The organism is Bradyrhizobium cosmicum (genome assembly GCF_032290525.1).
In the GTDB taxonomy this organism is placed as follows: Bacteria; Pseudomonadota; Alphaproteobacteria; order Rhizobiales; family Xanthobacteraceae; genus Bradyrhizobium; species Bradyrhizobium cosmicum_A.
On record NZ_JASXTA010000015.1, the window covers coordinates 1 to 13,616 of the forward strand.

9 protein-coding genes and 1 pseudogene are annotated in these 13,616 nt (G+C 65.1%); 4 read left to right on the top strand and 6 right to left on the bottom strand.

The genetic code is table 11. The features are described from left to right. Positions 1–145: 145 nt before the first annotated feature. The 4 genes from QSV46_RS24960 to QSV46_RS24975 form a co-directional block, all read right to left on the bottom strand. Positions 146–913, bottom strand: a complete 768-nt coding sequence (locus QSV46_RS24960; RefSeq protein WP_314957859.1) for a TIGR02186 family protein — start codon at positions 911–913, stop codon at positions 146–148. Continuing rightward, complete coding sequence (locus tag QSV46_RS24965) at positions 910–1,827, bottom strand: sulfite exporter TauE/SafE family protein (protein ID WP_314957860.1); 918 nt, start codon at positions 1,825–1,827, stop codon at positions 910–912. The genes QSV46_RS24960 and QSV46_RS24965 overlap by 4 nt, the downstream gene beginning before the upstream one ends. A 324-nt stretch (positions 1,828–2,151) precedes the next feature. Then, positions 2,152–5,619, bottom strand: coding sequence for a hypothetical protein (locus QSV46_RS24970; RefSeq protein WP_314957861.1), 3,468 nt, complete (start codon positions 5,617–5,619; stop codon positions 2,152–2,154). A 229-nt stretch (positions 5,620–5,848) separates the two neighbouring features. After that, positions 5,849–6,439: a PadR family transcriptional regulator gene (locus QSV46_RS24975; RefSeq protein WP_314957863.1), complete on the bottom strand. Its 591-nt coding sequence runs from the start codon at positions 6,437–6,439 to the stop codon at positions 5,849–5,851. Positions 6,440–6,637: 198 nt separating this feature from the next. On the opposite strand from QSV46_RS24975, the gene QSV46_RS24980 reads away from it, so the two are divergent. The 4 genes from QSV46_RS24980 to QSV46_RS24995 all read left to right on the top strand — a co-directional run bounded on the left by QSV46_RS24980 (position 6,638) and on the right by QSV46_RS24995 (position 12,375). Then, entirely contained in the window at positions 6,638–7,024 is a 387-nt protein-coding gene (locus QSV46_RS24980; protein WP_314957864.1) for a nuclear transport factor 2 family protein, read from the top strand. 54 nt (positions 7,025–7,078) lie between these two features. Beyond that, positions 7,079–8,869 (top strand): acyl-CoA dehydrogenase C-terminal domain-containing protein, encoded by a 1,791-nt coding sequence (locus tag QSV46_RS24985; RefSeq protein ID WP_314957865.1) that lies wholly within the window; start codon positions 7,079–7,081, stop codon positions 8,867–8,869. 69 nt (positions 8,870–8,938) lie between these two features. After that, the gene (locus QSV46_RS24990) at positions 8,939–10,147 is read left to right on the top strand and encodes an acetyl-CoA C-acetyltransferase (RefSeq protein ID WP_314957867.1); all 1,209 of its coding nucleotides are present in this window, start codon (positions 8,939–8,941) and stop codon (positions 10,145–10,147) included. 14 nt (positions 10,148–10,161) lie between these two features. Beyond that, complete coding sequence (locus tag QSV46_RS24995; RefSeq protein ID WP_314957868.1) at positions 10,162–12,375, top strand: FAD-dependent oxidoreductase; 2,214 nt, start codon at positions 10,162–10,164, stop codon at positions 12,373–12,375. Positions 12,376–12,830: 455 nt separating this feature from the next. Here QSV46_RS24995 and QSV46_RS25000 read toward each other — a convergent pair whose 3' ends face one another. Then, complete coding sequence (locus QSV46_RS25000) at positions 12,831–13,139, bottom strand: hypothetical protein (protein WP_314957869.1); 309 nt, start codon at positions 13,137–13,139, stop codon at positions 12,831–12,833. 154 nt (positions 13,140–13,293) lie between these two features. Next, positions 13,294–13,574, bottom strand: a pseudogene (locus QSV46_RS25005) (glutathione transferase GstA); the annotation flags it as partial. Between the last annotated feature and the right edge of the window lie 42 nt (positions 13,575–13,616).

A 13,616-nucleotide genomic window follows, 5' to 3' on the forward strand; every position in this document is an offset into this window, starting at 1 on the left:
CCAGCCAGCATGGTGAATCAGAAATACACTGATTTGGGAATCCCAAATCGATTCAGACTAAACTCATCCCGCTTTAACGCAGGCCTCTGGAATACTGGGTCGCCCGGTCAAGCCGGGCGACGACGAGAGGAAAGAGCGTAGCTCCTCAATCCTTCCGGAACACGATCGAGGCCATCCATCCCGTCATCAGCGCCATGGCCGCGGTGGCGAGGCCGTAGATGAGGCCGTTCTGCCGCGCGCTGGTCGCGACGAACTGCTCGAAGCCGACCTTGACGATCTCGAACGCGGTCTCGGTCTTGCCGATGAACGCGCCGTTGGCGAACAATTTGATCTCGACCTCATAGGTGCCGATCGGCACCTCAGCCGGCAGCGGAATGCCGGTCCGGAACAGCGTCGGCGTCAGGAACGTCACCGCACTCGAGTCCTCGCGATAGAGACCGCGCTGGGTGCGCAGGCGGATGAAGGCCGAGCGGAACGCGTCGTTCGGCACCACATCGGCATAGTCGCCGCTGACGCGCTGCGTCAGCAGCACGTTGTTGAGCCCTACCTGCTGGCGCCGTGCGATCTCGGGCGAGGTGATGACATCGAAGGGGCGGTTGGCGAACAGCGCCAGATAGCTCGGCACTTCCAGGAATTGCCGGTAGTCGGTGTTGATCCAGATTCCGAAGACGCGCTCCTTGCGCCGGGTCACCATGTCGGCGCGCGGCCCCATCACGGTGACGACGAGATCGTAAGCCGTGCGGTCGGCCGGCGTCGTGGCGTCCTTCTCCACCGAGCCGAACAGCACCAGCTCTTCGCCGGAATAGTTCGGCGTCACCGTGACGCGGTGGTTCGAGACCGACACGATCAGCCGTTCGGCGTGCGCGGCCGAGCCGAGCAACAGGAAGGGGAGAATGGCGAGCGCGCGCATCATCCGTTGACCCCGAGCTCGCGGATGGTGAAGAGATCATCGGGCCGGATCACCAGCTCGATGGCGAAGCGGACGCCGACGGAGAGGATCAACAGGCCGAGCAGCAGCCTTAGCTGCTCGCCGCGGATCTTCTGCCCGGCACGGGCGCCGAACTGCGCGCCGGTGACGCCGCCGACCATCAGGATCAGCGCCAGCACGGCGTCGACCAGGTGATTTGTCACCGCATGCAGCATGGTCGCGAACAGCATCGTGACCAGGGTGAGAACCATCGAGGTCCCGATCACCGTCGAGGTCGGCACCCGCAACAGATAGATCATGATCGGCACCAGGATGAAGCCGCCGCCGATGCCCATGATGGCGCCGATGAAGCCGATCACGGTGCCGACGACCACCACGGGAATCACCGAGAGATAGATCTTCGAGCGCTTGAACCGCATCTTCAGCGGCAGGCCGTGGATCCAGTTGTGCGTGCGCCGCGGCGGCACCGCGCCGCGCCGGGTCCGCATCAAGGCGCGCAGTCCCTCGGAGAACATCAGGCAGCCGACCGTGGTGAGCAGCACGACGTAGGAGAGCGCGATCATCAGATCGAGCTGCCCGAGCGCACGCAGCTGCGTGAAGGTCCACACGCCCAGCGCCGTGCCGGTCACGCCGCCGCAGAGCAACACGCTCGCCAGCGCCGGATCGATCGCACGCCGCCGCCAATAGGACAACGCGCCGGAAAAGGACGAGGCCGCGATGTGGCTCGCAACCGACGCCACCGCGACCGCCGGCGTGATCCCGATGAAGATCAGCAGCGGCGTCATCAGAAAGCCGCCGCCGATCCCGAACATGCCGGAGACGAAGCCGACCGCAGCGCCCATGGCGAGCACCAGGAAGACGTTGACCGGCAAATCGGCAATCGGAAGATAGAGCTGCATTGAATCACGCACCGGCGAGACGAATCGACTAGCGCGGAATGCTCGCGGGAGGAACGAAACGATTGCCGCGCCCTTCAATAGCGGAATTCGGAGCCGCGAGGGACCAGGAATTTCGGGCGTGGTGAATGGGCGAAGAGGGATCAGATGGCTGCTTCATTGCGCGATCTTGCCACCTTCCCCGCTGTCATGCCCCGGCTTGTCCGGGGCATCCAGTACGCCGTCCCCGTTGTTGTGAGAGCGAGCTCTCTAACGCCGGCCTCTGGAATACTGGGTCGCCCGGTCAAGCCGGGCGACGACAAGAGGAGGGAGACTGTACTAGACCGATCAACGCACCGCCGAGGCCGCGCGCTTGGTGGCGACTGCCTTCGGTGCAGGCTTGACGCTTGCCTGCGGCGCGCTGTCCCAGCCGCCGGCGGGCGCCTGGACATTGACGGCGTCGTCGGGCTGCGGCTCGGCGCTAAAAGTCTGGATCGCGAGCTTGGCGGCCGCGAGCGACTGCGGGTCGAGACGCTTGGCGACGTCGTCGCGCTTGCCCGCCGCATCCGCATCGCCCTGCCCGGCCGCGAGGGTGAACCATTTGTAGGACTCGGCGAGGTTCTGCTCGACGCCGATGCCGCGGGCATAGAGGATGCCGAGGTTGAACTGACTGTCGGCGACGCCGCGATCGGCCGCTTTCCGGAACCACTGCGCCGCGCTCTTGTAGTTGGCGCCGCGTCCGCCGCCATCGGCATCGAGCACAGCGAGATTGTGCATCGCCTTGGCGTTGCCGCGCTCGGCGGCCTGCGTGTAGTAGCGGCGGGCGATGTCAGCGTCCTTCTTTACGCCCAAGCCCTTCTCGTAGAGCGTGCCGAGGCGGAAGGTCGCGGGCACCACGCCGGCCTGCGCCGCGCGGTCGTACCATTTGGCGGCTTCGTCGTAATTCGAAGCGACACCCTTGCCTTCGGCGAAGCGCACGCCGATCTCGTAGGCCGCGGTCGGATCGCCCTTCATCGCGGCGGCGCGCAAGCCCGGACCGCCGATGCCGTCAGGCAGTTTTTCGCTCGGCGGCACCTGGACGAGGCCGAGCTTGGCACGGCCGCTGCCCGACAGCGCGCCGGTGACGTCGCTGCTCGCCGCGGGCGGCGTTACCGGAACCGGCGGGATTTCGACCGAAGCCGTGCTGCCGGAATTGTTCACCGGGGCCGGTGCGGCGCTGTTCTGCGACTGCCGGCCGATCGGAGTCGGCGAGGTCATCGACGGCGTAACCTGCTCGGGCGTGGCGGGCTTGCTCTCGGCCGGCGGGGGCGAGGCCTGCGGTGCCGGCGCGCTCGACGAATTCTCCATGGCCTGCGGCGCCGGCGGCGGGGTGCCGCCATCGAGCAGGTTCATCGCCATCTTGAAGGTGCCGAGCACGATCACGACCACGCTCGCCCCGACCAGCAGCGAGCGGATCTTCGAGGTGATGGTCGAGGCGCCTTCCTGGCCCTTGTCTTTGGCGCGGGCGATTGCGGCCTTGGCGCCACGGGCCGGCTTCTCGGGCGGCTGCGCGGCGGCGGCCTGCGCGGCGCGGCGCGCGGCGGCGATGAAGCTCGACGAGGATACCGGCTCCTTTGGCGCTGCGGGGATTTCGCTGATGGCGCTCTCGGAGGCGGCGATGCGCTCGGATGGCGTGGCGACGCGACCGCCGGGCCGTGTGCCCGGCTCGAGCGGATGGTCCGGCGGCAGTCCTGGCGCCATCGCGGCGCGCGGCGGTGCCGTGTGCGGCTCCAGGATCTCGCTGATCGCACGCGGCGGCAGGGGTGGCGTGGCTGGCGGCACCGGCGGCGGCGCGCCCGGTGCCGCAGAGGCGTGGAATTCGCGCGGCGCCGCGACGAAGGCAGCCTGCGCCTGTTGATGTTGCGCGGCGGCCGGGTTCGGCAGCTCGGGCTTCGGATCGTATTTCGGCTGCTGCTGTGCGTGCTGCTGCCGCGGCTCGCGCGCCATCGGTGCGGGCTCCATCGGCATCGCCATGGACGCCGGCATGGGCATCGGCTGCGGCGCAGGAGCCGGCGGCGCGGTGCGCACCGCGCGCAGATCGCCTTCGATCATGGAGAGGCGATCGACGACGTGACCGAGCGCGTTGTGAACCGCTTCGAGCGAATCCTGGGTGCTGCGGTTGGTCTCGGCCTGGCTGAAGCGGATGTCGGACAGTTCGCGCTTGACGACGTCCACCACGCCGGAATCGGCAGGCGGCGCCGAATTGCGGCTCTCGGCCAGCGCAGAATACGTTGCCTGCTGCCGGTCCAGATGCCTGAGGATGTCGTGCAGTCCGTCCTCGACGCGGCTCAGATTGCCGTTGCGCGGGTCGGAGGCGGCTTCGATCCGCTCCAGCAAATACGAGACCCGCTGTTCGAGATGCGCAAATGTCGACGCGGAATCACTGCCGACCTGCATGCGGTCGAAACGGTCCGACAGCGCACGGATTGCGGCTTCGAGATGCTCGCTGCTCTCGGCAGGCTGCGGCCGCTCGCGCGCTTCCAGCGCGGCCGTGAGCGCCGCGATGCGCTGCTCCAGAACTGCGAAGCTGTCGCCGGGCCCGGAGGAGCGGGTGATCTGGTCGACCTTGGAAGACAGCAGCTGCACGTCGTCGGAAAGCCGTGCCAGTGCTTCGTTGGAGGCGACGTTGGAAACGATGCCGCGCAACGCGGCGATCGCGTCTTCGAGCTGCCGCACCGTCGACGGATCGTCATTGGCGCGCAGGATCAGGTCGAGCTTGGCGCCGAGATTGCGGATCGCCTCGTCATACCCGGTGAGCTGCTCGGCCGGCGTCAGCGTGCGCAGCACCTGCTTGATGTCGGACAGCGCGTGCTCGATGCCGGACAGCACCTGACCGTCAGTGCCGGACGAGCGGGTCTCGTCGATGCGCCGGTGCAGCGAGCGGATTTCGTTCTCGATCGATTCGATCGCGCGGCGCGGCATCGCCTCGGTGATGGCGTGGCGAATTTCGGCAAGCTCGCTGCGGAAAGCGTTGATCGCCTGCTCGGTGTTGTCGGGGCGCTGGAGCGACTCGATCTGGCAGGTGATCTTGAGCAAATGGCGCTCGAGCGACGAGAAATCCGGCCCCGGCTGCGGTGGCGGGGGAGCGGAGGCCGGCGCGGGCTGCGCCATCGCAGGTGTGTAAGGCGCGGCGGTGGGTGCAATCGATGGCGCCGCGCGCGGCGGCATTTGCCGCGGCGCAAAGCCGTCGAGCTCGCTCTGCCGTGCCGTGATCTCGGCGACGGCCACGTCGAACGACGCGGGGCTTAGCGGCGGTGAGCTGCGATAGACCTGGGCGGCCGCGCGCTCGACCGCATCGGCCTGGCGCTGGCGCGTTTCAACCGGTGCGGGCCGCGGAGCCTGAGGCGGCTGCGATTGCGGACGGGAGATCTGCGACAGCCGCGCGTCGAGCCGCGAAATGGCGTCATTGAGCTGGCGCGCGACGCCCTGCTCGCGCGAGACGTCTTTTTCACGCGAGGAGTCCTTTTCACGCGAGGAGTCCTGACGCGGGGCGGGCTTCGAAATTCGTTCGATCTGCTGGGTGATCGCGTCGAGCCGCTGGTGGATGTCGGCGACTTCGCGGCTCTCCTGGCTCGGCATTTGCTGCCGCGGATCAGGATGCTGCCGCGGATCAAGACGCTGATCGTGAGGTCCGCGAAAATTTGGCGGGGCAGTCTCGCCGAGCGTGGAGTTCAGCCAATCGTTGAGTGACATGCCGGCTCTGCGCGCAGCAGCTTCGGCCCGCTCCCGGACGGATGGATCGATGCCGTCAACACTCCACGATACGCGCGAATTCATGACTCTGTCCGGTTCCGACTCCGGCGCCCCACCCGGCGCGTCCAGTCTCCCCTCGCGTGCCGGTTGCAAAGACAATCGGATTTGGCGCGGGTCGTCTGCCTCGAAAACCGACTTTTGTCTGTTACGGTAAATAACGGGTTAAGGAACCCGTTGACGGTGTCTTAAAGTTGGGCGGCGGGAACCCGGCGGGACACCGCTATCGTGCCTGACGAAGCCGCGTGGGAGAACCTCAGCCCTTGCCCTCGCGCTTGCCTTCCTCGAGCGGCACCACCGTACCCTTGCCGCTCATCGCCGAGAGCGCCTCGAGCGTCTCCTCGCAGAAGTCCGCCACCATCTGCTCGTGGCGGGCGCCGAGGCGGAGCAGCAGCAGGTTTCCGAGGTCGAGCCGGCCCTCCGCCGTGCCGTCCGGAAAACGCTTCTTCAGGATGCGCTCATAGTTCTCGTGGCGGTCGCGGTGGTGCTCCAGCCGGGCCATCAGGTCGGTGCGGATCGGCTCGATATCAATGCTGTCGAGCGCATGCAGCCGCACCAGGAGGTCATCCTTGATCGAGGGCGGCGTGCTGGGCCGCGCGGCCCAGTGCCGCAGCGCTGTTCGGCCCTCCGGAGTGAGCGTATAGATGAGTTTATTGGGCTTGCCGGATTGCACGACCTCGCGGCCCTGAATGTAGCCGCGGTCGCGCAGTTTGGAGAGCTCGCGGTAAATCTGCTGGTGGTCGGCCTTCCAGAAGAAGCCGATCGAGGAGTCGAACGTCTTGGCGAGCTCGTAGCCCGTCATCGGACGTTCCGTCAGGCATGCGAGGATTGCGTCGCCGAGCGCCATGGCACCGGCCTCCCTTCTTCGACCTTAACCAATCCGCTTGACTTTATGCGCATCGGCGCATATGCGTCAATGCGCATATGAGGCGGCTTGCGGGCGGGCCAACGACCCGACCGAAAAAATTTAGCGGAATCAACCTTCTCGCTACTGTGCATGGGGTTGTTTTCGCGTTTTTGCCCTTGCCCTAGGGAGGCACCTGAGATGACCGGCCTCGAGTCCTGGTACGGCTATATGAAGTCCCATGACCGCGCCGCGCTCTGGGACCTCCTGCATCCCGACGCCGTGTTCGAAAGCCCTGTGGTGCATTCGCCCCAGCGCGGCCGCGACATCACCTTCAAATATCTGTCCAGCGCCGAGAAGGTGCTCGGTGGTCCCGGCTTCACCTATGTCGGCGAGTGGCGGAGCGCCAATGGCGCCGTGCTCGAATTCAAGAACGTCATCGACGGCATCGAGATCAACGGCGTCGACATCATCACTTTCGACACCGAGGGACGCATCACGCATTTCAAGGTGCTGGTGCGTCCGATCAAGGCGATCAACATGCTGCATCGCCTGATGGCGGAGCAGCTTGCCGCCGGCCAATCATAAGCCAACATCATCACCTCAGGCCCATATCACTTCAAGGTTTGCCGGGAGACCATCATGCCGATCTATAAAGCCCCCGTCGAAGACGTGAACTTCCTGCTCAACGACGTCTTCCAGATCGACCGCTACGACAATCTGCCCGGCTTCTCCGATGCCTCGAGCGACGTGCGCGAAGCCATTCTCGGCGAAGCCGCCAAGCTCGCCGAAGAAGTGCTGCAGCCGCTCAATCGCATCGGCGACCTCGAAGGCTGCAAGCGCAATGACGACGGCAGCGTCACCACGCCGAAGGGTTTCAAGGATGCGTTCAAGCAGGTCGCCGAGGGCGGCTGGCTCGGCCTGTCGGCACCAACCGAGTTCGGCGGCCAGGGCCTGCCGGTGACGCTCTCCCAGGCGGTCAACGAATTCCAGATCTCCGCCAACATGGCATTCTCGATGTATGGCGGTCTCACCATGGGCGCGACCGCGGCGCTGATCGTGCACGGCTCGCCCGAGCAGAAGCAGACCTACGTGCCGAAAATGGTGGCCGGCGAGTGGACCGGCACCATGAACCTGACCGAGCCGCATTGCGGCACCGATCTCGGCATGCTCCGCACCAAGGCCGTCCGCCAGGCCGACGGCAGCTTCAAGATCACCGGGACCAAGATCTTCATCTCGGCCGGTGAGCACGACCTCGCCCCCAACATCATTCACCTCGTGCTGGCCCGCGTCGAGGGCGCACCCGCCGGCATCAAGGGCGTCTCGCTGTTCGTGGTGCCGAAATTCCTGGTGAATGCCGACGGGTCGGTTGGTGCACGCAACGGCGTCGTCTGCGGCTCGATCGAGCACAAGATGGGCATCCACGGCAATTCCACCTGCGTGATGAACTACGACAACGCCACCGGCTGGCTGATCGGCGAAGAGAACAAAGGCATGCAGGGCATGTTCGTGATGATGAACGAGGCCCGCCTCGGCGTCGCCGTTCAGGGTCTCGCGCAGTCCGAAGTCGCCTATCAGAACGCCGTCGCCTATGCCCGCGACCGCATCCAGGGTCGGTCGCTCACCGGCGCGAAGGCACCGGACAAGCAAGCCGATCCGATCATCGTGCATCCCGACGTGCGCCGCACGCTACTCTCGATCCGCGCCTTCAACGAGGCCGCGCGCGCCTTCGTGATGTGGACTGCGCTGAAGAGCGACGTCGCCCACCGCTCGGAGGATCCCAAGGACCGTCAGGCCGCCGACGACCACATGGGCCTGATGACGCCGGTGCTGAAGGGCTTCCTCACCGATTACGGCTTCGCCAACGCGGTGCAGGCGCAGCAGATGTATGGCGGCCACGGCTATATCGCCGAGCAGGGCATGGAGCAGTTCGTGCGCGATGCCCGCATCGCCATGATCTATGAGGGCGCCAACGGCATCCAGGCGCTCGATCTGGTCGGCCGCAAGCTGCCGCGCGACGGCGGCCGCGCCATCATGGCCTTCTTCGGCGAGGTCATGGCCTTCGCCAAGGAGAACGGCGGCGACGAGGCGATGAAGCCTTTCATTGCGCCGCTCTCGGCCTCGCTCGGCCATCTCCAGCAGGCTACGACGTGGCTGATGCAGAACGCGATGGCGAAGCCGGACAATGCCGGAGCCGCCGCAACCGATTACCTGCATCTCTTCGGCTTCGTCGCGCTCGGCTACATGTGGGCGAAGATGGCCAAGGTCACCCAGGCCAAGATTGCCGAGGGCGGGGCGACGCCCTATCTCTCGACCAAGCTCGTCACCGGCCGCTTCTTCATGGAGCGCATGCTGCCGGAGACCGTGGCCAATCTTGCGCGCATCCAGTCCGGCTGCGCCACCATCATGGAACTGCCGGCGGAAGCCTTCTGAGGATTTCGCCCCACGAATGATCGCGACCGCGCAGCGGTCGTCACCAATAACTGCAATCAGGAGGCTCCCATGGCAGATGCCTATATCTACGATCACGTCCGCACCCCGCGCGGCCGCGGCAAGGCGGACGGCGCGCTGCACGAAGTTACGGCGCTCGCGCTCGCCACCGTGCCGCTGAAGACGCTGAAGGACCGCAACAACCTGCCGGAAGATTCCGTCGACGACGTCATCCTCGGCGTGGTCGATCCCGTCGGCGAAGCTGGCAGCGACATCGCGCGCTTTGCGGCGCTCAAGGCAGGTCTCGGCGAAGCCGTGCCCGGCGTACAGATCAGCCGCTTCTGCGCCTCCGGCCTCGATGCCGTGAACTTTGCCGCAGCCCAGGTGATGAGCGGCCAGCACGAGCTCGTGATCGGCGGCGGCGCCGAATCGATGAGCCGCGTCGGCATCGGCGCCTCCGGGGGCGCCTGGCCGATGGACCCGTCCATGGCGGTACCTTCCTATTTCATGCCGCAGGGCGTCTCGGCGGACCTGATCGCCACCAAATACGGCTTCTCGCGCGACGATGTCGACGCCTATGCGGTGCAGAGCCAGCAGCGTGCGGCCAAAGCCTGGGACGAGGGCCGTTTCAACAAATCGGTCGTGCCGGTGAAGGACATCAACGGCCTCACCATCCTCGCCAAGGACGAGCACATGCGTCCCTCGACGACGATGCAGTCGCTGGCCCAGCTCCAGCCGTCATTCACCATGATGGCGCAGATGGGTGGCTTCGACGGCGTCGCGGTGCAGTCGCATCCGGAGATCGAGCGCGTCAACTACGTGCACCACGCCGGCAATTCGTCGGGCATCGTCGACGGCGCCGGCGCCGTTCTGCTCGGCAGCAAGGAAGCGGGCAGCAAATATGGCCTGAAGCCGCGCGCCAAAATCCGCGCTTTCGCCAACATCGGCTCCGAGCCCGCGATGATGCTGACCGGTCCGGTCGACGTCACCGAAAAACTGTTCGCGCGTTCGGGCATGACGAAGTCGGACATCGATCTGTTCGAGCTCAACGAGGCGTTTGCCTCGGTCGTGCTGCGCTACATCCAGGCCTTCGACATCGACAATGCCAGGATCAACGTCAACGGCGGCGCCATCGCGCTCGGCCACCCGCTCGGCGCCACCGGCGCGATGATCCTCGGCACCGTGCTCGATGAGCTCGAGCGCACCAACAAGTCCACCGCCCTGGTCACGTTGTGCATCGGCGGCGGCATGGGCACCGCCACCATCATCGAGCGGGTCTAAGGGGAGCAACCAGTATGGCTTACAAGAATTTCAAGGTTGAGACCGACGCCGACGGCATCGCGCTCGTCACCTGGGACATCCCGGCCCGTTCGATGAACGTGCTCGACGAGACCTCGACCAACGAGCTCGACGCGATCGTCAAGCAAACCACGGCCGATGCCGCAGTGAAGGGCGTCGTCATCACCTCCGCCAAGGAAGCGTTCTGCGCCGGCGCCGACCTGTCGATGCTCGAAGGCATGAATCAAGCCTACGCCAAGGTCTTCAAGGAGCAGGGCGAGACCGCAGCGAACCAGATGCTGTTCGAGCAGAGCCGCCGCTTCTCGCAGGTGCTGCGCTCGATCGAAACGTCAGGCAAACCGTGGGCAGCCGCGATCAACGGCCTCGCGCTCGGCGGCGGTTTCGAGATCACGCTGTGCTGCCATTATCGCGTCGCGGCCGAAAACCCCAAGACGCGGCTCGGGTTGCCCGAGGTCAAGGTTGGCCTGTTCCCCGGCGCCGGCGGCACGCAGCGCGTGCCGCGCCTGGTGCCGCCGCAGGACGCGATGACGATCCTGCTCAAGGGCGATTCCGTTACCGTCGACAAGGCCAAGCAGCTCAATCTGATCCACGCCATCGTCCCCGCAGCCGAGCTCATCAAGGCGGCGAAGGACTGGATCAAGGGCGGTGGCAAGGCCGTCGCACCCTGGGACGAGAAGGGTTTCAAGCTGCCCGGTGGTCCGGTCTTCTCCAAGGCCGGCATGATGATGTTCCCGGCGGGCAATGCGATCTACCGCCGCGAGACCTACGACAACTATCCGGCGGCGCGCGCCATCATGAGCTGCGTCTATGAAGGCCTCCAGCTGCCGATCGACGCCGCGCTGCGGGTGGAGTCACGCTATTTCACCTCGGTGCTGCGCTCGAAGGAAGCGGCCGCGATGATCCGCAGCCTGTTCCTGTCGATGCAGGAATTGAACAAGGGCGCGCGTCGGCCGAAGGACGTGCCGGCGACCAAGGTCAAGAAGATCGCCGTGATCGGCGCCGGCTTCATGGGCGCGAGCGTCGGCTACGTCTCGGCCCGGGCCGGCCTCGACGTCGTCCTGATCGACCGCGACCAGGAGAGCGCCGACAAGGGCAAGGCGCATGCGCAGAAGGTGATCGAGGAGCAGATCAAAAAGGGCCGCGCCAAGCCTGATGACGCCGAAGCCCTGCTCGCACGCATCACGCCGACCGCCGACTATGCCGCGCTGAAGGACGTCGACCTGGTCATCGAGGCTGTGTTCGAGGATCGCAAGGTCAAGGCTGACACCTTCGCCAAGGCGCAGGAACACATGAAGCCGGGCGTGATCTTCGCCTCCAACACCTCGACGCTGCCGATCACCTCGCTCGCCGAGAGCTTCAAGGACCAGGGCAAGTTCGTCGGCATCCACTTCTTCTCCCCGGTCGAGAAGATGATGCTGGTGGAGATCATCAAGGGCAAGAACACCGGCGATGTCGCGCTCGCGACCGCGCTCGATTACGTCCGGCAGATCGGCAAGACGCCGATCGTGGTCAACGACAGCCGCGGCTTCTTCGCCAATCGCTGCGTCGGCCGCTACGTCGCCGAAGGCAACGAGATGTTCCTCGAGGGTGTGCCGCCGGCAATGATCGAGAACTGCGCCAAGATGGCCGGCATGCCGGTCGGCCCGCTCTCGCTCTCGGACGAAGTCGCGCTCGACCTCGGCCTCAAGATCATGAAGGCGACCGAAGCCGATCTCGGTCCCAACGCCATCAACCCCGATCAGAAGAAGCTGATGGTGGAGATGGTCGAGAAGCAGGGCCGCCTCGGCCGCAAGAACAGCAAGGGCTTCTACGACTATCCCGAGAAGGGCAAGGGTCAGAAGAGCCTGTGGCCGGGCCTCTCGGCGCTGCAGCCGAAGCAGCTTGACCCTGATACGCTCGACATCGAGGAGCTGAAGCAGCGCTTCCTGGTGGTGCAAGCGGTGGAAGCCGCGCGCACGGTCGAGGACCACGTCATCACCGATCCGCGCGAGGCGGATGTCGGCTCGATCCTCGGCTTCGGCTTCGCGCCGTTCACCGGCGGCACGCTGTCCTACATCGACTTCATGGGAACGAAGAAGTTCGTCGAGCTCTGCCACAAGCTGGAAGCGAAGTACGGCTCGCGCTTCACGCCGCCGAAATTGCTCGAGGAGATGGCGGCAAAGGGCGAAACCTTCTACGGCCGCTTCGCACCGAAGAAGGCGGCAGCCTAGTTGCGCTCTATCCGGCTACCCGCTCATCCGAAGACAACAGAGGCCGGATCATCGATCCGGCCTTCGCCTTTGCAGGCCTCATCACGGTTGCGTCAGAACGTTCCGGGGTTGTGGAACCAATCACGGAATCCGCGTAGGAACCGTGTCAGAGTCCCCCGCGGGTCGCGCAATTGCCATAGGCGCGTCAAAGCGGCGCCGTTCTTTTGCTCGGCCTTGGCACTAGTCTTGCTCCGGGTCAGGGTCACAAACCCGGTTGGGACACTTGCCGGCCCATCGGCAAGTTGAAGACGAACAAGAAAGTGTCCTTGATGAGCTCTTTGGTGCTGCGGAAGACCGCGCTTGGTCGCGATCTCACCGCGAAATATGCTGTTGCGCCCGCGACGGCCCGCCTCTCGCTGCGACAGAAGCCGGCACGCCTGCGCCGCAAGGGACCAGTGCTTTGGGCCGGCTTGGCGCTACTTGTGCTGGCGGCGGATTTTTTGCTCGCTTGTCTCGCTTGGCTCGCCGTCGAGTTCGTCATGGGATGAGATCGCGCGGGCGTGCAGCAGATAGGCTGTGGCGAAGTAGGCGAGCTGGCAGACGGCAAGACAGATCGCGATGACGGTCACGCCCGCCATCATCCCGAATTCGTAAACGCGAAGAATTATCGCCGAGCAAACTGCGATTGGCGGCGAGATCAATACCAGCGCCCAGATCCTGAAGCCGTAACCTGTCGCTATTCCGACCAACGCACTTGCGACGATCAGGACGAAGGCAATCGACAATTTCAACTCCAATGAGAGTCCAAATAATCCTCTACAATCACGCCAAGCTCGCCCGCTTTGCGGGTACTGACAAGACAGCACCACTTACATTTAGCCAACAATAGTTCATAAGTCTCATTACAGGTACGATGATCCGGCGCGGGATGAGTTCGCTTTCGCGCCTCCTGCAGCGCTCCGAACTGTCGCGGGCCGTCGCCTTGGCCCGAAGCTGATCGGCGATCATCTGGACAATGGCCGGGCCTTCGGTCACGATCTCGCCGCTGTCGAGGCCCAGCGCGGAGAATCTGACCCTTGGGATCTAGCTTTTAGATAATCCTCACCATTTTCGAGCTTCTTGGCACGGATATCGACCTTGACCAGCCCATAGGGCAGGCCGCTTCCAGGAGTGCAATAGGGGGACAGGGAGCAGGCGCCGGGCGAATAGTACAGCTTCATGGAATTTCCTCCTCTTGACGCTTGGCCGGGGTGAAAGAACGA